General features: G+C 58.7%; 11 protein-coding genes and 1 pseudogene. 7 read left to right on the top strand and 5 right to left on the bottom strand.

What is annotated here, in order from left to right:
* Nucleotides 1-711 precede the first annotated feature (711 nt).
* The 3 genes and pseudogenes from EJ068_RS33285 (at nucleotide 712) to EJ068_RS13315 (ending at nucleotide 2800) form a co-directional block, all read left to right on the top strand.
* Nucleotides 712-1234, top strand: a pseudogene (locus EJ068_RS33285) (SMC-Scp complex subunit ScpB).
* Nucleotides 1235-1767: 533 nt separating this feature from the next.
* A complete protein-coding gene (locus EJ068_RS13320; protein ID WP_126057624.1) occupies nucleotides 1768-2418 on the top strand; it encodes a DUF433 domain-containing protein in 651 nt (216 codons plus the stop codon).
* A gap of 4 nt (nucleotides 2419-2422) precedes the next feature.
* A complete protein-coding gene (locus EJ068_RS13315; RefSeq protein ID WP_126057625.1) occupies nucleotides 2423-2800 on the top strand; it encodes a DUF5615 family PIN-like protein in 378 nt (125 codons plus the stop codon).
* A gap of 21 nt (nucleotides 2801-2821) precedes the next feature.
* Here the strand turns inward: EJ068_RS13315 and EJ068_RS13310 are convergent, their stop codons facing one another.
* From EJ068_RS13310 to EJ068_RS13300, 3 genes are read right to left on the bottom strand one after another with little or no spacing between them, the layout of a single operon-like run.
* Nucleotides 2822-5455, bottom strand: coding sequence for an ATP-binding protein (locus EJ068_RS13310; RefSeq protein ID WP_126063810.1), 2634 nt, complete (start codon nucleotides 5453-5455; stop codon nucleotides 2822-2824).
* Entirely contained in the window at nucleotides 5452-6576 is a 1125-nt protein-coding gene (locus tag EJ068_RS13305; RefSeq protein WP_126057626.1) for a DNA repair exonuclease, read from the bottom strand. Before EJ068_RS13305 ends, EJ068_RS13310 begins: the two co-directional genes overlap by 4 nt.
* Before the next feature lie 13 nt (nucleotides 6577-6589).
* Nucleotides 6590-12553 carry a DUF3320 domain-containing protein gene (locus tag EJ068_RS13300; protein WP_126057627.1) on the bottom strand — a complete coding sequence of 1988 codons (5964 nt, stop codon included), beginning with the start codon at nucleotides 12551-12553 and terminating at the stop codon, nucleotides 6590-6592.
* Nucleotides 12554-13224: 671 nt separating this feature from the next.
* Here EJ068_RS13300 and EJ068_RS13295 point away from each other — a divergent pair.
* Nucleotides 13225-15909: an AAA family ATPase gene (locus tag EJ068_RS13295; RefSeq protein WP_126063811.1), complete on the top strand. Its 2685-nt coding sequence runs from the start codon at nucleotides 13225-13227 to the stop codon at nucleotides 15907-15909.
* Nucleotides 15910-15930: 21 nt separating this feature from the next.
* On the opposite strand, the gene EJ068_RS13290 is transcribed toward EJ068_RS13295, so the two are convergent.
* Nucleotides 15931-16260 carry a hypothetical protein gene (locus EJ068_RS13290; RefSeq protein ID WP_186815491.1) on the bottom strand — a complete coding sequence of 110 codons (330 nt, stop codon included), beginning with the start codon at nucleotides 16258-16260 and terminating at the stop codon, nucleotides 15931-15933.
* Nucleotides 16261-16319: 59 nt separating this feature from the next.
* On the opposite strand from EJ068_RS13290, the gene EJ068_RS13285 reads away from it, so the two are divergent.
* Genes EJ068_RS13285 through EJ068_RS13275 form a run of 3 tightly spaced genes read left to right on the top strand, consistent with a single transcriptional unit; the run spans nucleotide 16320 to nucleotide 20898 of the window.
* Nucleotides 16320-17777, top strand: a complete 1458-nt coding sequence (locus EJ068_RS13285; protein WP_126057628.1) for a metallophosphoesterase — start codon at nucleotides 16320-16322, stop codon at nucleotides 17775-17777.
* Nucleotides 17778-17779: 2 nt separating this feature from the next.
* Nucleotides 17780-19846 carry a hypothetical protein gene (locus EJ068_RS13280; RefSeq protein ID WP_126057629.1) on the top strand — a complete coding sequence of 689 codons (2067 nt, stop codon included), beginning with the start codon at nucleotides 17780-17782 and terminating at the stop codon, nucleotides 19844-19846.
* Complete coding sequence (locus tag EJ068_RS13275; protein WP_126057630.1) at nucleotides 19843-20898, top strand: hypothetical protein; 1056 nt, start codon at nucleotides 19843-19845, stop codon at nucleotides 20896-20898. Before EJ068_RS13280 ends, EJ068_RS13275 begins: the two co-directional genes overlap by 4 nt.
* Nucleotides 20899-21504: 606 nt before the next feature.
* On the opposite strand, the gene EJ068_RS13270 is transcribed toward EJ068_RS13275, so the two are convergent.
* The gene (locus EJ068_RS13270) at nucleotides 21505-22563 is read right to left on the bottom strand and encodes a class I SAM-dependent methyltransferase (RefSeq protein ID WP_024504268.1); all 1059 of its coding nucleotides are present in this window, start codon (nucleotides 22561-22563) and stop codon (nucleotides 21505-21507) included.
* Nucleotides 22564-22576 lie beyond the last annotated feature (13 nt).

Genomic DNA, 22576 nt, shown 5'->3' with positions numbered 1-22576 from the left:
GACGCACCCCTGGTGCAACGTGCGACCTAACGAGACACATCTCGTTCGCGTTCCCTCGACCTTTCTTCGTATTGCTGCTTGCCCTGCGATTTCAGGCCCTCTGCTAGCTTCTCGGCCGCTCTTTGGCCTGCAATGTCACTATTCAAGATCATATCCGACATCCCTGGATGGTCATAACCGTAATGCGCATGCAGTTTCCCTCACGAGCAGCGCCTATCCGTCGATTAGTTCGTCTTCCGGAACCCGAAGCCCTTTTTATCCGGCGTACCTATCCACCATTCAACCGGTATACCTTTCCCAACTTTGGCGGACCATTTACCTCAGGCATGATCATCTCGCGTGACATTTTTTTTTGGCGCCATCATCGCACGTGGCATTTTCTAAAAACCAAGACGTGTCAATTTGTAAAATCAAGGATGCGGCCGCGCCCGTTGCGAGGATTTGCAGGTAGCTCTTCAGCCCCAACACGATGTGTGAGGCGGCGGTGGAAAAGGCAACCGACGGCGTCGACGCGTCCTTTGATGATCGCAAGCGATATGCTTCGTCGCGAGCCCAGATTGCGGTCTCGGGCACAAGGCGAGATCACAGTTCTGCGATCTGTGGTAACGCGAGCCCGCAAAGCGCCGCTGCGGCCACCGCTTTTGGAATCTGGACGAGATTCGTCGTCGTCTGAGATCAGTTGATCGAGCAGTTCGCGCGCGCGGGACGCGCTTGCGGTGCAGTCTCTCCCGCGAGCTCGCCCGTGACCTTCTCATCGACGACATCCGAGAGCTGCGCGGACGGCCCTATGACCTCGTCGCTGTCGCCGGCGGCTGGAAGCACCTGACACGGCCGGCCTATGCCGATGCCATCCGCGCCTGCGGAAGCAGCGGGCGTGCCGTGGACCTGACGTGGTCGGACGTGCTGATGCTGATGTGCATCGGCACTTCCAGCCGATTACCCGCGCCGAATTGTCGTCGGTTTTCGGGAAGTAATCAGTCGCGACCTGATCGGCCATCTGCGGCACCGGCCTGATCGCGTCGAACCCGCGCAGTCCGACGCCCGGCGCTCCCTACACCTATGTGACGACAAAAGCGTCCTGCTCGAGTTCGGCCTCGACACGCTTCGCGATCTCCCGGACTGCGAGGCGCTCGAGGATGCCGGGCTGCTGAGCAGAGATGAGCTGCTTGCTGGTGAAATTATGCCAGAGTTGGCTAGTGGCCATGAGGATGCGGGTTTGGATACGGAGGAATAGCTTGGCGCTGCAGACGCTGTGGCCACCGGGCTTGCGAGTGCTTCCAGCTTTCCATAGCGAATCTAGCGCGCCCAAGGGCGTCCGAAATTTGTAGGCAAATTTCGGACATGGACACGGTCAGCGACGTCAAGCAGGCAGCGGTATGCGGCCTCTGCACCGCTGTCGCCCAAAAATTCGTGGCCATGGGCAAGCCCCACTTGAGACCCCCAGAGAGAACGCTCGTGAGCGATGGAAACGGTTTTGGTCCAAAGCTTGATACAGATGGCCTGCAGATGGGTGTAGGGTTTCAAAGCGCTCGAAGACGCGCCTTCGCAGAGTTAAAAGTCCGCGACGAACTCGTGTGTCGTTTGTCGCCAACTGCAAATTCGATAGTTAGCGCAATTATACTGCGCCGAGTCTGCCATCTCGAGCCCCAAGGGTTTGTGAGGCCTCTCGGCTCACCACCGCCTTTGCTAACCGCCGTGATTCCAAAGACGCGTGCCTTTACGGAGGGGGTCAAACGGCCTATATTATTCTTTATAAGGAGAAGAATAATGGGCACACTTGCTCGCATCTACACCCCCGCAGAGGCAGCCGCCGTCAGCGGGATAGGAATCAAGGCCGTGCACAATGCGATCGACAAACGCATTGTCGATACTGTGCCAAGCACTGCTCGGCGCATCGGTGGGGTCGTCCGACGGGCATTGACCGGCGAGGATTTGCTGCGGCTCAAGCTTTGGTATGGCGTGGGTGCGACATTGCCCGCTGATCGTCGCTACCGCCTGTTCGAGGAAATCAAAGCTGCCCCAAGGGCCAAGACCGTAAGGGCCGACGACCTGCTGATCGTCGACGTCGCCGAGGCACGTAAACAGCTCAAAGCGCGCATCGTGGATCTTGATGAAGCGGAGGCCGCCATCGGCCGCGTTAAAGGGGTGATGGGCGGAGAGCCTGTCTTCAAAGGAACCCGCATCCCTGTTCGTATGATCACGACGATGCTAGCGCAGGGCGCAGATGAAGCGGAGGTTCTGGAGGGATATCCGAAGCTAACGCCGCGCGTGATTGAGCTCGCCAGAATGTGGGTCGCCGCGCACCCGGTTCGTGGGCGGCCTAAGAAGCTGGTCGAGCAGGGCGTGAAAATAAAGTCGTCGAAGCGCGTGGTTTTGAAGGGCGACCCAGGTCCGTCGGCCAGGTCGAGACGCGTGTGACCTCGTGAGGTTTCTGATCGATGAGTGCCTGCACACGTCTCTGGTTGCGGTAGCCCAAGAACGCGGACATGAAGCAAACCACGTCAACTGGCTTGGGCTAAGCGGCGAAACCGACTGGGACCTCATGCCGCTCATTATCGATGAGGATTTCACCTTCGTCACCAACAATGCTAAGGACTTCAGGAAGCTCTATGCCAAAGAACCGGTTCACGCCGGCCTGATTATCGTCGTCCCTCAGGTCGGGCCTGAAAAACAGAGAGAGCTCTTCGATGCTCTCCTCGAGGATCTTGGCCCAGAGGAATTCCTGATTAATGAAGTTATCGAAATCGAGATCGAAAACGGCATTGCAATCGTAACACGATACGATCTGCCGTCGCCCTAGCTGAGGCTGCGCGATCTCCGCTTATGACCGACCCGGTTGCCAGTCGCTCATCTGCAAAATGTTACCGCCGAGTTTTGCAAACGCGCGTTGGCGGCAGGAGAAAACGAGAATCTGCTGATCGTGTGATTGACGATGCAAAGCGTCGAACATGCGCTCGATGCGGTCGTCATCGGAATAAACCAAAGCGTCATCCAGGATAACCGGTGTGGGTCGGCCGTCGCGGGCAAGCAAACGGGCGAAGGCCAGACGTGTCAGAACCGAAAGCTGTTCTCGCATGCCGCCACTCAACCTATCGACATCCTCATCCTGACCATTGCGGCGAACGGTCTGTGGCAACAGTGTGTTCTCGTCGAACACTATGGAGATGTCATCGAATAGCAATCCAAGCAGCGGTCGCAGCTCGGACATGACCGGCTTCAGATAAAGATCGCGTGCCGTCGAGCGCGCAGCGACCAGCGTCGTGCGCAGCCGGTCGAGGACGGCTTTTTCGAATTCGAAGCGTCTCGCTCGCTCTCCAGCGATTTCCAATTTTTCTGTGGCCTCGCGCAAAGCTTCTTCCACCGCGTCGTCGGACCGAGTGCGAATATGGCCATTGAGATCGGCCAGGGTTACACGCAACTGACTTGCTTCCTGTGTGGCGGCATCCTGAACCGAACGGGCGCGGCGCAGAACGGCTTCAGCGCTGGTGAGATCGCGAGCGCCGTCGCGCAGGGGAGCAGCGCGCATTTCGGCCGCTTCGCGCAGCTTTTGTCGTGCGGTGGCCTCGGTGAGCAGCAAGCGCCCCTTTTCCTCGCGCGCTGCATCGGGTCCCAATATGACCTCGAGGCTGGTCAGTTCCGCCTGGATGGTGACATAAGCCGTCTCCGCAGCCATGACAGCCTCGTCGGCATGGCTGCGCAAAGGCAAGGCCTCGCGCACGCTGTTGCGTGTTGTCGCCACACGCTGCTCGGCTGCGGCATGATGTTGCCGGATCTGTTCTGGATCGACTTTGAGTTCGAGGTCCCCGGCCCCGAGGGCACTCAGACGAGCAAGCTCCTCGTGTAATTGCTGTATCCCCTTGGGCGCGAGATCGGCAAGTCGCTGACGCGCCAAGCCCAGTTCGGTAGCTTTGTCGCGCGCTTCCACTAGGCGCTGGCGTGCCGTCCTGAGGCTATCGACACCGAGGGACGCAAGCAGGCTGCGGTGCTTCGCTTCGGCGTCTTCGATGGTCCGGTCGGCCTGCTGCGGCCGATTCGATCGCAGGGTCAAGGCTCCGATGCCGGCAATATCCAGGCGTACGGTGCCAGCAAAGCTTTGGTCTTCTGCATGGGGCAAGGGCTTGGCATCGATGGTCACCAAATCGGCGGCGCCGTCCCGGTATTCCATGCATAGCGTCGGCAGGGTTGCCAGGTGAGCTGCACGAAGGCTGGCGATCTCGATTTCGAGCGCCTGGAGTTGCTCGACAGCTTGTTCCGGCACCGCCAGCATCGCCAGTGCTGCCTCTCCATCTTCGATCTGGGTTCTGGCGACTTCGGCTTGTTTCAACCGGTTGTCCGAGCCGGCCAGTTGTTCGGCAGCGTCACGCGCCAAAAGAGTCGCATCCAGCCGCGCGAGCAATTCGCGTGCTTCGCGCTCTTCCAGTTCGGCTGCTTGAACTTCGCCCATCGCTTGTTCGTTTTCGGCAATGGCAGAAGCGCGCCGATCGAGAACCTCACTGCGGCGAAGCTGCGCAATCGTCGACTGCTGGCGCAAATCCGTGGCTCGTTTGAGCGCGGTCCGAAAACTATCGAGGGCCTGCTGCGCCGCGTCGTGGTGAATTGCGGCAAGGGCAGCTTCCGCCTCGGCGGCTTTCAAGGCTTCGCTGTGCGATTTGGCGGCCTCGACTGCGGCTTCCGCGGCCGAGATGGCTTCCCGCCGAGTGGCGCCTTCTTCGGGGTTTTCAAGCTCAGACAGACGCGCCAACGCCATGCGCCGCTTGTCGAGCGAATCGCGCAGACCGGTGACTTCGGCGCTGAGACGCTGCTCGTCTTTCACCAGCTTGTCACGCTCGTCGAGCGCTGCCGCATAGAGACCGCCGCTCTTGGGACGCAGCGTTGACGTAACCAGGCTATAGAGTTCTTCTTCACATGCCGCGGCGATTTCGGCCATGCGTCGCCCGCCGGTCAGGGCTTCAACTTCCCCCTGAACCGAGGACAGTAGGCTTTCGCGCACGCGTTTTTCGCCGTCCTCCTCGCTTTTGCTGCGCCTTTCGATGCCGGTGACCCCTTGGCGAACCCAGAGCAATCCTGCCGGTCCTGCGCTTCCGCCATGGATTAGTTTGCCGATAAAGGCTTCGGCCTCATCGGCTTGAGCCAACAGTCGCCCGCCGTCGAGGTCAATAACGCTGGCCAGCCTGCCGCCATAAAACTGCTTGGCAAGTCGATAGCGTCCTTCTGAAGTGGTGATGTCGGCCTCCACCACCGGATTGCCCCCACTGTAAGGCCGCAACAGTCGCACGCCTTCGGGTGTGCCCGTGTGAGGCTGGAAAAAGAGTGCGTGCAGCGCTTCGAAGAAGGTTGATTTGCCGAACTCATTGACCGCGCAAAGCACGTTGACGCCGTCGCCGATGTTTTCGATGGCGACGCCTTGCCCGGCGAACCGTTTGACGTTGTGGAGCCGAAGGGCCGTAAGTTTCATGATCCCATCGCCTCGCAATAGCTGAACAACCGAACCAGTGCTTCTCGCGATATGTCGCGTTCGACAGCCGACCGGGTTTCGTCGCTGCTTTCATCCAACAGTGCCTGCGCTGCCTCGCGAAGGGCACCAGAGCGGTCGATCCGATCCAAATCGCCACTTTCGCAGTCGGTCGCGAGCCCGTCCCCGTCCAGTTCCAGATAGGCGAAGTCGGGCGCGGCTACCGCGATCGCCGCTTGAAGGATCGTTCGCCCACTTAACCGCACCCGGCCAGACGCGGCAATTCGCAGCAAAGTCTGACGCCGCAGATGAGCCGGTGGAAGCAACGCTTCAAATGCCGCGGCGCTGTCGTCGCCAGACAGCAGATGCAGGGGAGCGGTTTTCCAGGAAAAGCTAGCTGTTTCAACGGCCACGATCTCGGGCACGGCGCCAGGCCCGGCAATGGAAACGACAAGGGCCTGACCGGGTGTATCATGCTTGAAACGGTCAGGTTCGGGCGCACCGCTATAACGGCTGCGCTCATTGATGGTGACGGGTCCGTGCCAGTCGCCAAGTGCCAGATAATCGAGGCCGGCCTTAGTCGCGCGATCTGGTGCAATGACATCGGACGCTGCTGAATCTTCGGAAAAGTTCTGAATAGCGCCATGAGCAAGGCCGAGCCGGATGGCGCCTTGCGGCGTCGCGGCGCTGTTCATCCACTCGGTAAGGTCGCGACCGGGTCTGCGGGTGGTGCAAGGTGCAGGCAGCAGCGCCACGTCCGCGCCAATGGTCAGGGTTTCGGGCCGCGTCGCCAGCAGGACATTGTCCGGCACAACGCTGTCCGCTGCACTCCACAATTGATCAGCCAACAGGGAATCATGGTTGCCAGGCAGCAATATCCAGCGCAGAGGCGCGCTCTGGCTCATCTCGGCCATGGCCTGCCGCAACATCGCTGGAGTGGGCGTTTCGGTATCGAACGTATCGCCGGCCAGAAGTATGGTGGATGCACCATGGACGCGTGCCTGCTCTGCCAGCCGGCTGATCGCGCCATGGCGCGCTTCACGGAGCCGCCCGCGCAGATCCTCTGGCATGTTGCCGAACCGCTTGCCGATATGAAGATCGGAGCTGTGGATGAATCGAAACATGGAGTCTCCGAGACTATGTCGATGCCAGGTTGCGCTGGGCGCGATCGATGGCTTCATCCAGCCGGGAGCGTGAAATCGCCGCAAGTCGCTCGACACCGAGCAGACGTGCAAGGTCGAGAGCGGGGTCGGACTGTTCCAGAATGTCCTCGTTCGCAACGACGACAGCGGCCAGCTCGGCGATTGGAATGTCGGCAATGGACCGGCGGGCATCGGCATCGAACGGCATGCGATAATCAAGCAGGTCGACCACCGTCCCTCTCTTCCATAGGAAGCTGCCGCTGGATTCTTCAGTTCTATCGAACTCGCGCAGATGCAGGTCGATCCGCTCCCGAATCTTGTTGCCCGTTCTGAGCCAGCCATGCGCCCGTGCGATGCGCTGCGCAAGGACGTCATCTCGCAGAGGTCCTTCCTGCTCGATCACCGCGTCGACCATGGACCGCAGCGTGCCTCGGTAGACGAAGTCATAAAACTGATCCGGGCTGGTGGAAAATCCGGTTAGATCAGTCAGGCGATAACGGCCGCCCGTCGGTACGGTATCATGCGTCGAATGCGCGGCCGCAGGCAAAATTCCTGCAGATGCCGATGGGCGCTCTCCCGTCGCGAGGGGAGCGGCGACAAGTTCTGGCTCTGATTTTATCGACGGATGTTCCGGTTCGCCGGCCGATGCTAGGTCTTCGGCTGGCAATGGGTCCATGGGGTCGACCTTATGTCCCATGTCCCAATGGATCGCGGCTTCACTTTCCTGTTGTTCAGCCTGTTTGCGACGGCTTTCCTCGAGCAGCGCGGCCAGGCTGGCATGAAGCCTCTCGGTGCAACCTTCGAGATCAAACCACCAATCGGTTGACCATACCCGGACAATGTTCCACCCGAGGCCGCGCAGGACCTGCTCGCGGACCTTGTCTCGATCTCGCGCCGTGGCAGAACTGTGATAGGTCGCGCCGTCGCATTCGACCCCAGCCAGATAGGCGCCGGCGAGATCGGGATGCCGGATCCCTATATCCACTCGAAAGCCCGAAATGCCGACTTGAGGAACGATGGTCCATCCGCGCTTCTCAAGCTCGGCAGCGACGGCCTCCTCGAAAGGGGATTCCAGGGCTCCGACCGATCCGCGTTCCTGCGCTGGCAATGCCACAGCGCCGCGTTCGGCAAAATCGAGAAAGGCTTTGAGATGCTGTACGCCGATCGCTTTGGTTCGGTTGGGGTCGATCTGGTCGGCGGCAAAACCTGAAAATACGATCAGTTCCTGCCGCGCACGCGTCACCGCGACATTCAGCCGGCGTTCGCCGCCGTCCCGATTCAGCGCGCCGAAATCCATGCTGCGCTTGCCGGCATTATCTTGCGAAAAGGTGATCGAAAACAGGATTATGTCACGCTCGTCCCCTTGGACATTTTCCAGATTCTTGACGATGGCGGGCTCAATACGCTCGTCGGCAAAGAACCATTCAAGCTCCGGCTCTGTCTGGCGTGCCTTGTCGAAAAGGTCGAGGATGAGCGACTGCTGTTGCGCGTTGAAAGTGATGACTCCGAGCGTGGGTCGGTCCTTTTCCGGTAGGGCCAGCCAACGCCGCATCCTGCTGACCGCCTCGTCGGTTACCGCTTGGGCTTCGATTCGATTGGTGCGGCTTTTGCCACGGTCATAGATGCCGGTCGTGATTTTTCGCAGCTGAACTGCCCGATCTTCCACCGTTGGCGAAGGGAATGTGATGAGCCGGTTCTGATAGTAGTGATGGTTGGAAAAGGCGATCAGCGACTCATTGCGGCTACGATAATGCCAGCGCAGGTCACGTACCGGGATGCCGGCCGCTTTGGCTTCGTCGAGAATGCTCTCAAGATCCTTTTCGTGTTCGACGACTTCCTCGTCCTCCTCGTTGCGGCCAAAGAAATTGGTGGGCGGCAACTGCTTGGGATCGCCTACGATTATGGTTTGATGGGCTCGCGCGATGGCACCGACGGCGTCCCAGGTGGTGATCTGCGATGCTTCGTCGAAAATCACCACGTCGAACAGGGCTTGGTCGGGCGGTAGATATTGAGCGATTGAAAGAGGGGACATCAGCATGCACGGCGCGAGCTTGGCAAAGCTCGTCGGCATCGCGCCAATCATCTCGCGGATTGACCGGCTGGGCCGCTGCAATTCCATCTGATGGCGCAACAGGCCCAACTCGGAATTGCGCGGGACGCCTTGCACAGCCGGCAAACCATGAGCGATGGCACTGATGACGCGAAGGCTTGCTTGAGCGCGGACAAGATCGTCGATTTCCCGGAAATCTTCGATGGCGTGCTCGTGCTGGAAGCGACGGAAATTCCGCAGCACCGGATCGGCATCCAGCGTGGCCGGCAGCCACCAGCGTACATAGGCCAGGCGGAACGCGGATTGAGCTTCAGCTGGTCGCACTAGACCCGCCTCGATATCGTCGACCAACGCTCCCAGATTGTGACTGACAGCCCTGCGACGAATGCCGCACCACGAAGTCCAGTCCCGGAGAAGATGACGGGCGTCGAGCAAGTCTCCCATCGCAGTCGTCAATTCGGTCAGCGGGTTATCATGTTCTGCCCAAGAAGGCGTCTTTCCAGCAGGGATCGCAAATTGGGTCTTGGCAGCCTCGAATGCTGCAGAAGCCGCAAGGAAGCGGGCTGCCCCATAGCGCATCGTGCTATCTGCTGCACCGCTTCGCAGGCTCGGGGCGGTTGCTTGCAGGAGCGCTTTGAAATCCTCCGTGCCGAGGCCGGGCAGGCGTAGCGTCTGTCGAAGCCTTTCGGCCATCGAGAGTATCTGATCGATACGGTGGGTGTCGGTATCAAGTGCGGCAAATCCGATCGGCTTCCCAGATAGGATGTTGGCTTCGACAGTGGCCCGGCGGTCCTGCATCAGGCGCAACAGCAGCAAGTCGTGCTGAGGATCGGCTACCCCCTCTGTGACATAGCCTTGAAGCAGCTTCTGGACTTTGCGTTTGCCCAACTGACTGTTTGGCCAGAATGCAGAAGCGGCCTGCTGCCATTGCTGCTCTATGTCCTCCACCCGTATGCGCGCAACGGCAGCCTCGTCATAGCGGGCCGACAGGTCCTTGCGAGACTTGCGATAGTCTCCGATTGCCTCATTGAGAGTGGCGAGGGCTCCCCGCAACTGGGCGAAATCTCGATCAAAGACAATGCTGACGTCATAGCCGGCACTGTCCTGGAGTGCCGCTGCTAGTTTTCGCAGCGCTTCGAGCTCCGCTTTTGACGCGTCGCCTTTGGCGCGCAGGCCGATGCTCACCAGGAAGGCGTCGAGTGCGGTCGCTAGAACCTCGGACGCATTCTTGAGGGTCTTTGCCCCTTCGAGCAAATTGTCCTGCCAGCCTGACGTCCACTCGGTGACATCTATAAGACGCAAGACCGACCGCATCTCCACCGACTGAAATGCGAGACCTGTTTCGGCGGCAATATGCTCCAGCGCCAGCCGGTTTGCCTCGTCATGGGAATCGCGCGATGGCCAGGACAATCTCGGAGCGTGCTGCCGCTTGTTCTTGAGAGCGATGCCGAGCGCCAGATAAGGCGTCAGACCATTGACATGGTGCCGATGCAGCGCTTCGACATAGGCATTCAGTTCGTCGCGACGGACGCGAAGCCGCTCGTTGATCGCAATCCACTCCGCTGCGTCCACGCGCACGCCGCTTTCCCAGCTGATCCTGAGCTGGGTGAGAAAGTTGCGTCGGTCCGCCTTGCTGGAATGGAGTTCGAGACAATGCGCGCCCAGGCCATGTTCGCGCAGGCGGCGATACACCACATCGAGCGCCGCCGTCTTCTCGGCCACAAACAGCACGGTTTTGCCAACTGAAAGACAGTTGGCAATCATGTTGGCAATGGTCTGGCTCTTGCCAGTGCCGGGAGGACCGATGATGACAAAATCGCGACCCTCAGCGGCGGCAAGACTTGCGGCGGTCTGTGAGGAGTCGGCCGGCAGCAGCAAAACCATGTCGGACGGGGCATAGTGCCGGTCGAGTTCGCGCTCGTCGCGGAATGATGCGCCATTGCCCTCGAAAGCTATCTCCGGCGTGTCGATCAGATGGCGCACGACACGGTTTTCGCGCAGCGCATCGGTACGCTCGACCAGATCCTTCCACATGAGAAACTTGGCGAAGGAAAAGGTCGACAGCGCCGTCTCGTCCACCACCTCCATGCCGGGGACGTCGCGCACTGCCTGGCGCATAAGACCGAGCAGCCTCGGCACATCAACGCCGCTTTCGTCCTCGGGCAGCTCACCGGAAAACTGTGGCAGTTTGAGCTCGAAGTCGCGTTCGAGAAACTGCAACAAGGTTGCGTTGAATCGCGGTTCATCTTCATGGAAGCGCAAGGTAAAATGCGATGTTGCGCTGCGGCGCTCGATTTTGACCGGTACGAGCAGCAATGGCGCGCGATAGCTGCGCTCGTCCTCGGCCTTCTTCTTCCAGCGCAGGAAGCCGACCGCCAGGAAGAGCGTATTCGCGCCGCCCTCGGCAAAATCGTTGCGCACTTGCCGGTAAAGATCGATCAGCCGGGATTCCAATTGACGCCCATCGAGCGTCGACGGGAGCTCGTCGCGCAGAAGCGCTTCCGCGGCAAAGCCACGCTGGAGGTCACGTCCGTGCACCTCGCGATAGAGGACAGCATCCCGCTCGCCCAGTGGATTCTGTTCGGGGAGCGAAATCAGCCGGATCGAAGCGCCTGCCATCAGACGGTCCTCGAGGTAGCCGACGTCAGTACAAAGAAACGGAATTGTCTTCTTGGAGTCCGGAAAATTGAGCAGGCGGTTCCGCAGTGTCAAATCGAGGAGCTTTTTCTGCCAGCGGTCGATCCGTCCGGCCGCTGTCGTCGGCTTTACCTCGACGATCTCGACCGGCAGGGCTACCACGGCCGGTGCGGCTGGCAACGGCAACGCGATTTCGGTTGCCGCCTCTGCATCCACGCTGCGGCGCGTCGGTTCGTGCGAAGCAAGCGGTGTGATGCCGCCGCTGCGCGAGCGGCGTATATCGATGGCTGCGACAAAGGTGGCTACCTGCGTTTCGTCGAGCCGCTGTTCGATTGCGTGTTGGGCAGCCTCCAACGTCATCGCCGGCCGATGCGTCACGCCTGTCGTCTCAAACACGATGAGTTCGCGCGATGCCAGCGCCTTGCGGACCTCCATGGCATCGGGTTCAATGGCGTTGGCGAGCGTCCTTTGTGTCATCCAGACGCCGACGGCCGCGTGTCCCTGAAACATCAAAACGACGGGATGCAAGCCCGTCGCCTCCAGGGCGGACGCGAATAACAGACTGGTATCGAGACAGGTTGCCAGCTTTTCTGCCGTAATAATTGAGGGACGTCGAATTTTTTGGCCGCGGCTTTCGAAGCTCGCAGGTGGCTCTGCATAATGCAGCGATAGGCCAGCAATGGCCGAATAAATTGCGGCCGCCAGCATGAATGCGCGTTGCGGATTGCCGCTTTGATAGCCATCGAGGCTGGAAGGATGACCATGCGCTGCGAGCAGCTCCGCTGCGGAACGCAGCAGTCCTGCGATCGCCGGGTCGTTCGGCATGACGAATGCGGCGAGCAATTGCGCCATATCGACGACGCCACCCCATTCGTCGCGGGCAAGCAGGCGCACCGCAACGCGCTGCTCGGCCAGCACTGCGCCTCCTGAGGTTAGGCGCAACGTTATCTCCCCGCGCTCAGCCTCGTTGAGACCGGCCAGATAGCCGGCGTCGAGATCGATTTTTCGATCGCTTAAGGGAAGCCGGTCGCCAGCAACGATCCGATCAATTGTCCAGCTTTTGGCGCGCAAAAAAGGGGGGTTCGATGTCAGCTCGAGAGTGCATTTTTCGAAACCCTGCTGGGTCGGGTTGTTGAGCGCGATAGACCGGATCACCGGAATAGCATTTTGGAAGGACGCATATGTAAAGCTGGCGGCGATGTCCGCCACGACTTCTATTACGGGCGCGGCTGATATACCGGCAGCATCGCCAGTCTCCGAACTCGTTTCCATACCCCATCCCCTATTTTCATTTACGATAGAACTTTGCCGCCAGAATTTGAAAGTAAATTCTCGGTATGGTCGCCGCTTATGTCCAGCAGCATAGATTTCTAAAAGTGTTACCGCCCAGATAACGGTCGAAATGGAGACAGGCGATAATCGGTCGTCACGATTGGAGGGGATCCAAAAGTCGCGGAAATCGGAGCGCCGGCGCACGCTGCTGAAACCCAAGACGGGCAGGACGTCATCCGCAAATGTGTGGCGGTCCGGGCGCCATGGACCAAGCGTTGCGCGCCTATCGCGAGCGCTGTCGTGGCGCCTATCGCGGACTCGGACCCAGCCCGACAGTGACGGCGAACCTCGATCGGCCTATCGGTGAGGCGGTCGAATTCCGCCCATAGACTATCGAAAGGCACGCACTTCCAGCTCTATCTCCTCGTACGCGTTGCCGGCTACCTAAATTCGTGCGCGCGGTCCAATGCCTTTGATTGCTGATGTCGTTGTGGAGACGTTTGATCGCTGAAGCATTTGTTTGCTGACCTAGCGGCGCGGGGGGAGGTCATTTATTGGGTACATCTCCAGCACTCTATGTGCGATCGCGAGGAAAATTTGTCCAGACAAGCGAATTCATCGAATCTGGACTAATCAATAAGTATAATGATGGTAAGATTCGGGGGGCAGGAATGGCCGAGGTTGGACTTTTGGAATGGGCGGATAAGCAGCCCGACTGGATTAGGGATGCCTTAAGAAGACACGCCGCGCGGCCGGGCTTCAACCTCGAGCAGGAGGATAAGGCCGGTGTAACAGCTCGGGTCCGCCACGTCGGTGGATTTACCGCTGATCTGCCCGAATGCTCTCCGCTCTCGGCGGAGCATTTGAGGGCCAACAGTTCGAACGAGCCGCGCGCGGTGCTTTGCTCACTCGGCCCCGTCAAGCATTTGAACCGCCTCGCCGAAGAGCAGCAACTGCGTTTCGCCACCGATGGCATCACCATTATCTACGGCGACAATGGAAGCGGAAAGAGCGGCTATTGCCGGATCGCGAAGAAGCTTTGCCGTAGTCTGACGGCGGATGATCTTCTTGGCAACGTGTTCGAGATCGGCACCAAACCGCCAGCCGAAGTGCTTGTCCGGTTTCTCGAAGAGGGTGCTACGGAACCGACCCCCATAACCTGGAAGGACGGAACGCTGCCCCCCGCGTCAATTGCACGGATCTCCGTTTTCGACTCCGCGAACGCTCGCCTCTACGTCGATAAGCAAAACCGTATCGGTTTTCTGCCCGCAGCCATCGCGCTTCTCGAAAGCCATGGACGTCACCGCACCGAGCTCGAAGCCGACTTCCGGGAAGAAATCAAAGCGATCGAAAAGAACCTAAAGACACCATTGCCGAGTGGGTACACAGCTGCCGGCGCGGTCGTAAAGCTGCTGGCTCGTCTCGAAATCAAGTCAAAGGACGTGATGCCTTCCGCAGCCGAAATCAAAAACCTCGCTGCCCTCTCAGAGCAGGACATGGCTGATCTCGCTGGCCTCGAACAGGCTCTGGCAAGCGACCCTTCAACGATGGCGACAAAGCGTCGGCGTGCCAAGGCGGCCTTGGAAAAACTGCTGACTGCATCTGAACAGATCGACGCGGCTCTCTCAGCGGCGGCCCTCGAGATTTATCGCAATCTATATGCAACAGCCGATTCTACAGCGCAGGCTGCACAACTTGCCGCCTCAGGAGCGTTCGCGACTATGCCGTTGAGCGGCGTTGGGCTTTCTCCCTGGCGGTATATGTTCGACCATGCACGAGCCTATTTAGCGAGCGTCACTGGCATCGATCATCAGCACTTGCCAGATCAGGAAGGCGATCGTTGCATGCTCTGCCAGGAGCCGATGACGGCGGACGCCGCGGGGCGGATCCAATCCTTCAATGACTTCGTAACGGGCGCCGCAAATAAGGCGGCGCAAGTCGCATCTATTGCCCATGAAGAGGCCCTGCGCCAAATCAAAGGACTCACCATTGCGACCGGGGAGGCGGTTGAGGCGGCTCTCGGAGAGTTTGGCGATCTGTCCGCCGCACGCAAGGCGATGGTGGCCCTGATCTCGGCATATTATGTCGAGGCAGGTAAAAGGCGTGATGCAATTGTCGTTGCGGCTGCGCTGTCCGAGTACGCTGCGTTCCCGCAACTTGCGGCGCCAGTTGCATCGAAACTCCGAACGGAGGCGGAGGCGCTAGAGGCCGAAGCGCTGACGGACGACAAGGCAGCGGCCGACGACGGGAACCGCGCTACCGATCGAGCTCGTCGCGATACACTCAAGGATCGGAAAAAACTGGGCGACGATCTCACCATCGTTCTCGCGCGCTTGGCGAATCTCGAAGAGCGGCGCAAGCTTCTCTCATGCTGCGATGCTGTCGAAACAGGCTCGGTGTCACGGCAGATGACGTCGCTTCGACGAAGCCTCGTCATGCAGGATCTCGAAAAGCGCGTCGTCGCCGAGATTGAGACTCTGGCGTTAACGCACATCCCGTTCGCAGTTAATGATCGTAGTCAAGATGGGCAGAGCTATTTCGAGGTCGGGCTCAACGCGGCAAAAGCGATCTCAAACAGCAAGGTCTTAAGCGAAGGAGAGCAGCGCGCGCTTGCCCTGGCCTGTTTCTTAGCCGAGGTCGGAGGAGACACATCGCGTCAAGGCATGATCATCGACGACCCCGTGTCATCTCTCGACCATGTTCGGATCAGGCGGGTCGCGGCAAGGCTCGTAAAAGAAGCGGCCACAGGACGTCAGATTATTATTTTCACCCATAATCTTCTGTTCTTCAACGAGGTGGTTGACGCAGCTGCGCAGGCCAATCCGCCGATTCCCCTTGTTCGAAACTACATCAACAAGTCCGAATCTGCCGGTTTTGGCTTGATTAGCGAAACTGACGAGCCGTGGATCGCACAGTCTGTCACGAAGCGCATCGAGACTCTCAAGACGCGCCTGAAGAGCTTCGACGGCGCCACTGATTTCACCACCGATGCTTGGCGAAGGTCAGCGAAGGATTTCTACAGCGATCTTCGGGAAACCTGGGAGAGGCTCGTTGAAGAAATCCTGCTCGGTAAAGTCGTCGAGCGATTTAACAGCGATGTCAAGACACAGAGCCTGAAGGGTGTGGTGGTCGAGGACGAAGACCACAAGCGAATCTATTGGGCCATGAAGCGAGTTTCGGAGCGTTCTGGACATGACATGGCGTCCGCCAAGGCCATTCCAGTTCCAACACCAAACGATATGAAGAGCGATCTTGATGGAATTGACCAATATCGTATCGACACCACCAAACGAAAAAAGGATGCCGAAAAGCGCCGGATTGAATTCGAACAGCCTCCCAAGGCGACTGTACTCTAGCCTAATGACTATTGTCGTGTATTACTGGCCCTCACTGGCTTCATCCTGCTGCGCATGCCGGTGTCCGCCTGCCGCGGGCGAAGCCGACGTGACGAGGAAGTATCGCGAGGGCGCCAAGCCATCAATGGCTGTGCGCTCGCTCTTCATCTTGGATTTCAGCGCCGAGAAGCCTGACCGCTGGTAGTGCTTCGCCTGCACAATGTCGCCGCCGGCAAGGGCATGTCGACCATCCATCGCGTCGTCCGGTCCCTCGGGAAAGGCCTCGAAACGCTTGTCGATCTCGCGACCTACGAGGTCGCGGGCCAAATCCTCAAACTCGTTATGGGACAAACTCGAGAAATCATAAGCCATGCGCCCAGATTGAGTGCCCATTTGGTGGGCAGACAAGCAACCGGGGGCACAATTGCGTCGTGCCTCTCCATTACCAACAAAAAGATAAACGCGCTTTCCAGGCGATGCGGTCGGATGATCGTTTCGCGCTTGGCAAAAGCGAACGGATTAGTCTATGGCTCTCGGCGGGGGGGCGAGTTATGCGACGGGTGCGAATCCTTCAAGTAGGCGATATTCACTATCCGGATTGGCATCCTTCCTCTAGCAACATCGATGCCAAGGATAGCAAGTTCGCTCCGAAAATAACGCAGAAGCTACGCGCGTCTTCGCTGCGTGCCGTCTTGACGAAGCTTCGGCGGCTGACGACTTCGAAGCCCTTGGATTCGATCGCCTTCATGGGGGATTTCACGAGCCGTGGCGACAAGACTTTCATTGCTTCGGCATTCCAGCATTTCACGTTGCTCTGCCGCGCACAGGGGCGCAGTTCAAAGGCGCTTCCGTTGATATTCGTACCGGGAAATCACGATGTGAACCGTGATGACGCGCGCGAACTTGGACCGACTGAGAAATTCAGCGAAATGGCGAGTTTAGCCGCCCGCTTGGGTTGGCAGACCGTTCCCGTGGACCAACCCGTGCACTTCAGACTTCCGACAGGATCCGCAGGCGCAAACTTCATCCTCGTCAACACAGCGATAGGCAGTTGGGAGCTTCAGAACCTTCCCGCGTTCCTTCGTGATCGTCTCGAGGCACTCGGTCCTTCTACAGAACCTGTAGATCTCGGCTCGCCGGACACCTCGGGACATTCGCCCGCGACACCTCCCAGCGATCCAGACAAGGAGGCGTCCGACGACGAGTATTACGGTCAGATGGACACGCCATACATCTCGCGTGAGATGCTTGCAGGCCTACAGGAATTGCTCCAGCAGCCCGACATGCGTTACGGCATCATGATCGGCCATCACAATCTGCTGCCACAAAAGACTCCGCGCATTACGCCATACGCGGAGATGCTCAACAGCGGATTTGTCAGAACTCAGCTGCTGCAGGGCAACAAGCCTATCGTCTACCTGCATGGACACATACATGCCGATCCGGTCGAGATCGTCAACGATCCAAGGTTTCCGGACGGCAAATTGATCTGCATCTCAGCACCAGAGATACAGTCAGGTTTCAATGAGCTCGTCTTCTTCACGACCGATCAGGGAGAGCTCGTCGGCATCCGACTTATACCCTACCGCACCAATGTCGCCGACGGGACGGTCATGGAAGGCGAACATTGCTTCATCTCGACTATGTCCAACGGCAAGGCCTTTCTGAACAACGACACGTTTGACCTGATGCGCCGACTGCGCGACCATGCCACCAGGCGCGGGAATGGGTTACTCTTCTGGGACGAGATCACTGAGATTGCCGCCTCCGCCGAGCTCGGGCTAGATTTGGAAGACTCTCTTCTGATGCTCCAAGCGGCGCGCTTCGTCGAGATAGACGGCCTCACGAAGGCAAACTCGGCTTGGCGCATTAAGGTAAGGGACGAATAGAGATGGAGAATCCGTTCGGCCCCAACAGGATCGAGTACGAAAGTCGCCCGATACTGTGGTTCAGTCAGAAGTCGGCCTTGATTTCTGCCGCCGCCAAGCCGGTCTTCGTCGCAGGGACGAGAGGCAGCGGCAAGACCAGTATTCTTCGCTCGCTTTCCACAGTTCATATCCTCGAAGACAAAAGTCTCGCGGACCAAGTCGGCAAGCTCGGCTGGTATGGCGTCTTCTTCCAGCTCAATGAGACATTTTCGCCCCTAATCGACAACGCGGTTCTGAACCTCATTCCGGAGCGGATACGCTTCGACACGGCCGCCGTGATCCCGCGGCAATTCGTAATCTTCTCTCACTATCTGGAGCTGAAGATAGTCGAACGCCTGCTCGAGAGCATCAGCCAGCTCAGACGCGACAGCCACTTGAAATACCGGGCCTCTGAAGATAGGGACGTCGCCTTGGCACTGCATCGCGAAGTGCTGCACTTCATACCCCAACCTGCCCGTCTCGACTTCTTCAGCATAGATGAGCTGCGGGGTGGGATAACCCGGTACGTCGACGAATGCTTCAACGCGTTCTTCTTTGCCGCCGATGAGGGAGCGACCGGCTTCAGAGCGACAGACCCTGGCGCGATCATTAACAAGGTCGCGACCGCGATCACCCCACTTTTAAATGGCCCATCTTTCGCCGGTGACAGGGCGCCCTTCTTCAAGATCCTGATTGACGACTGTGAGGCACTGACACCGCTCCAACAGCAGTTCCTGAACACCTTGGTGAGGAAGACGCGCGGCAATGTGAAATGGGTCCTCGCCTACATCGGCGGCCTTTACGACACGATCCGGACGATCATACCCGGCCAGTCGCTCTCGAATGCTGACCGGGACGTCGAGAATCTTGATTCAGTCGATCCGAGGGAGTTCGCCACGCTGTGCGAGAACGTGTCGTCGCTTCGGCTCTACTATGCGCTTCCTGACCATCTGCGGAGTGATCTCAAGCGCAACGATGCGCTCAGCGCGTTTTCGCTCAAAAACCGGCTGGGGCGGCTTTCCGTCAATGACATCATCGAGCGGGTTATCATATCGGGTCATTCCGAGGGCAGAGAAGAGCTTGTGGCACTCGCTGATGCAGCACGTGAATTCCTCTCCGTGAATTTGAGGACGGCGGATCAGCAGCAATTCCTTCTTGATCGAAAAGCGCGCCCTTATGCCGAAGGGCTGGCGCTCGCGCTCATGAACCCGGAAATCAAGCGCCGGCCCATGAGCAAGGCGGATGCTTCAAATCTGAAGAGGTCGATCGCCCGGAAACAGGGATGGGCTTTTCTGAAAGCGTGCCAGATGCTGCGTCTGCATGACTACCCGTACGTAGGGCACCAGATCATCACATCATTGAGCGACGTCTGTATACGCGATTTCCTTGATATAATGGGAGAGATCTTCCGCCGCAGTGTTCCGAGTTCCAGTGATCCACGAAAACTGGTGGAATTCATCAACTCGGATTTACAGATTCATCTCGAACAGCAGAGACAGGCTGTGAACGCCGCCTCTCAACGGAAGCTTGATGGACTTCAGGCGCTTTCACATCCGTACGAAGAAGAGAGCGTGCGCATGGTGCGGGCGTTGGGTTACCTGACCGCTCGCCTCCAGACAGAGTTTGCCGAAGAAAATGCTCTAGGAACGACAGAGAGAGGCATTTTCAGGGTTGATCTAAAGGAAATGCGCTCGCTGGTGAACCGACTGGAGCAACCCAGCGGAAAACTGGACGAGGTCCTGCGTCGGGCGGAAAGGGATGGGTTTATCCGGGAGGTCTCCGCCGCCGGCAACTTTGAGGTGGACCGCGCCGACCCCGCATCGAAGGAGATGCTGATCAGATTGCATCGGCGATTTGCACCTTACTTCGGGTTCTCCTATCGCGGCCCGTACGAAATCAACACAATCCCTGCGGCGCAGATGGTCGACCTGCTTTTTACCAGGCATCGGCTCCCAGAAGACTGGGCCGACTCGGTGTTTAAGGAGCTCGTCGCGCGGCCCGCACTCAAGACCGAATTCCAGCACTCGCTTTTCGAGAGCGATCTCGAATGACCGCTTCAACTGTCGAGTATCGAGTCTTCGGCCATCTGGCCGTCACTGAGAAGGCGAGAGATGCAGGTACCTGCGAAACGATGGAGGCAGATATCGCGATCGTCGCGCTTGGATGGGAAACGCGTTTCGCCGCGTTCGAAAACCATCTTGACCTGAAGGTCGGCAAAATCGTGGTTCTGGACTTTGCTCTGAAGGAAGCGAACGTCCCAGCCGTCGAAGAAAACCGGCGAAAGCTCATCGCTATGGGTACCCGATGGGGCGTCGAAGTGACTGCGATCACCCTCGAGCCTTCCATCGAGTATCAGAAGAACATCAATCTCCTCGATCACCTGCTCACTCAGATGGCCGCTTCATGTGGCTCATACGAAGGAAGCCTGCGGAAGGTTTTCGTCGAGTGCTCGACGATGCCGCGAATCTACATCCAATGGCTGATTGCGGTGGCATTCAAGAAAATGTCGATTCAGTCTCTCGAATTCGGGTACGCCGAAGGTATCTACGGGAACGCGATCGGCAAAGAGGATTTTTCCAGCGGCTTGGACCGATACGTCACCGTCCCTCATCTTCAAGGCAGCGGAGGAATGGGCGAAGAGAAAGTCCTGCTCGTGGGGATCGGAGGAGATGCCGACGTATTCTACGGATTGATCGATATCGTCAGTCCGGAACGGATCTCGCTCCTCGTCCCAAGAAGCGAGAAGAATGCGCATATCGATGCTTTGCTCGATCAACAGGTGGCCAAGGTACGTGAAACCCACCGGCTCGAAGATGGCGAAGTTCGCGACATCCAGGCTTTCGGGCTGATGGCCCACCTCGATGCTTTCGAGACGTATCTCGACGGGTTCGGCTCGCGTGCGGTGGTGAACGTTTTTGTCAGCGGCCCGAAGGTTCAGGCCATCGCTGCTGCCGTGCTCGCCTGCTCCGACAGCCGCGTCCATCTCAAGGCACGAATTCCCACCTCCTATGCCCATCGTGAAGTCTCAGCGAATGGGCGGTATCATATCTATAGGCTGATTGACCTGACATCCCCTGCCTGCAGCCTTCCCGGGACGTTCTGACACGATCTTGCATTCGAGTAGCATCATGGTCCCAGTAGCCGTTCCGCCAAGCCTTCAGCGCATGTTCGTGTCGCCCGATCCGGTCGATGGGGGACTAATTCCCACTTAGAAGCTGCTCTACATCAGATCAGGGGAAATGCAGACTGGCAGAATTCCATAATTAGCGACTCAAAACATATACTCAGGCGAGACTGTTTAGCATAGAAATAGTGAGCGCTCTCCAATATGTTAGGCTCTGTCGCAGTAGCGCAACAAGCTCAGTCTTTGGATGGGTGGTATGAGGATGAGACGACTGAATGTGTACAGGCTCAGTCATTTTATCGAGGCTCTCGTTTTTGTCGTAAGCGCGTTCGGTGCGACGTGGCTTACCAGCTTTGTGAACGCGCCATGGTGGGCATATGTGATTATAGCGGCCATCACTATGGGCATGTTCGTAGCCGTGCGTCGGGTCCTTTCTGAGCCGCAACGTATGGGACTCTTGGCACACAACTCGGCAGCGACCTCTGCGTGAACCCAGGCGCCTTGAAAATGTCCCCGATGCGTCCGGATTTTTGGCGGTGATCTTCAATCAAATGCGATGAGCTGCAATTTCTGGCGACGGCCACGCTAAGGGCGGGCCTCCAGCACCATGTTGAACGGTGTCTCCGCGGCGCGACGCAATCGCTTGAAGCCGCCGCCGGTCACAACCTTGCGCAGCCTCGCCTCACCGGCCTGGGCTCCAAGCGCGAGCCCGACTTCCTGCGACACGGATGCGGGCGTGCACACGAAAGTGGAAGCGGCATAGTAAACGCGGCCGACGGGATTGAGGTTCGCCGCCAGATGATCATGCGCGAACGGCTCGACGATCATCCACGTGCCGTCCGGCTTGAGCGATCCGTGGACATGGGTGGCGGCGCCCGTCGGGTCGCCCATGTCGTGAAGGCAATCGAAGAATGTGACGAGGTCATACGTTCCGGGATAGCTCTTGGCGGCCGCCACGTCGAACCGCGTGTTAACGCCGACGCCGGCTACCTCGGCCGCCTTGCGGGCGCGCTCAATCGAGGGGGCATGATAGTCGAAGCCGACGAAGCGCGAATTGGGGAAGGCCTGTGCCATGAGCACGGTCGATGCACCATGACCGCATCCAACATCCGCGACGTCCACGCCGCGTTCGAGCTTCTCGACGACGCCCTCCAAGGCCGGCAGCCAGGAGTCGATCAGATTGGCATTGTAGCCTGGACGGAAGAACCGTTCCGTACCGCGAAACAGACACGCGCTATGATCGTGCCACCCGACGCCCTTGCCGGACTGGAATGCCTGCCTCACCTTTTCTTCATCGAGCCACAGCGCGGACAGGAACTCGAATGCGCCTGCCATGAAGGCCGGGCTGTCTTCATCAGCGAACACCAGCTCTTGCTCGGCGTTGAGATAGAATTTGTCGCTCGCTTCATCGTAGTCGACGTAACCCGCCGCCGCCTGCCCGGAAAGCCATTCCCTTACGAGGCGTTCCTGGGTGCCGGTGCGTGTCGAAAGTTCGGCGGCCGTCATCTTGCCGCCTTCGCGCAATGCCTTAAACAGGCCGAGTCTGTCCCCCAGCAGGACTCCCGCGCCCGTTGCGATCGCACCGAGATCGCCGACCATTTTCCCCAAGAATGCGTCCAACTTTTCCTGATTCGCTTCAGACATCTGAATCTCCCTT

Source organism: Mesorhizobium sp. M2A.F.Ca.ET.043.02.1.1 (genome assembly GCF_003952405.1).
Lineage (GTDB): Bacteria > Pseudomonadota > Alphaproteobacteria > Rhizobiales > Rhizobiaceae > Mesorhizobium.
This window is presented reverse-complemented; position numbering and strand designations above follow the sequence as displayed.